1 protein-coding gene is annotated in these 649 nt (G+C 70.9%); it reads left to right on the forward strand.

Features of this window, described 5'->3' with window-relative positions; all coding sequences use genetic code 11:
• The first annotated feature begins 171 nt into the window (after nt 1-171).
• The gene (locus AB1460_RS38115; protein WP_368967469.1) at nt 172-534 is read left to right on the forward strand and encodes an IS3 family transposase; all 363 of its coding nucleotides are present in this window, start codon (nt 172-174) and stop codon (nt 532-534) included.
• The last annotated feature ends 115 nt before the right edge of the window (nt 535-649 follow it).

Consider the following 649-nt stretch of genomic DNA (forward strand, 5'->3'; position numbering starts at 1 on the left):
GCTTGTCTGCGAACGACACGTGGTCCCACCGGCCCGCCCCCACGAACCGGTCACGGCCAGCCCGACCCAGGCAGACCCGACCAACCCGACCTACCCGTCAAAGCGAGAGCGTGCCGGAGCCTTGCCCGCATCACCGCGAATGCTGGCACACCGGCGCCGTCCATCATCCAGATGTGCGCCTGGCTCGACGTCTCCCGCTCCGGCTTCTACGAATGGCGCGACCGGCCCGCCTCCGCGACCGCGACCCGCCGCGGCGAACTCGCCACGCTCATCGTCCGGTCGTTCACCGCCTCCGACGGCACCTACGGCTACCGCCGTGTGCACGCTGACCTGCTCGCCTGGGGCCGTCCCTGCGGCCCCGAGCTCGTCCGTGCCCTCATGCGCGAGCAGGGCCTGGAGCCGTGGTGCCAGCCCCGCCCCTGGCGGCACACCCTGACCGAACCCGACCAGACCCCTGCCGCGATCCCCGATCTTCTTCAGCGCGACTTCACCGCCGACGCCCCAGGAACCAAGATGGTCGGCGACATCACCTAATGGGAGAGCCGGACGGGTGTCCGGTGTCCGCTGGTGGCTGGCAGGGGCCCCTGAGATATCACCGGCCCAGGTCGGGTGCGAGGGTGATGGACGAGCCGCTGGTCGGTGTCCACTC

The sequence above is a fragment of the Parafrankia sp. FMc2 genome (assembly GCF_041008525.1).
Lineage (GTDB): Bacteria > Actinomycetota > Actinomycetes > Frankiales > Frankiaceae > Parafrankia.

Coding starts and splice junctions, on each gene's coding strand:
- AB1460_RS38115 (WP_368967469.1), top strand. CDS start 172: ATGTGCGCCTGGCTCGACGTCTCCCGCTCCGGCTTCTACGAATGGCGC.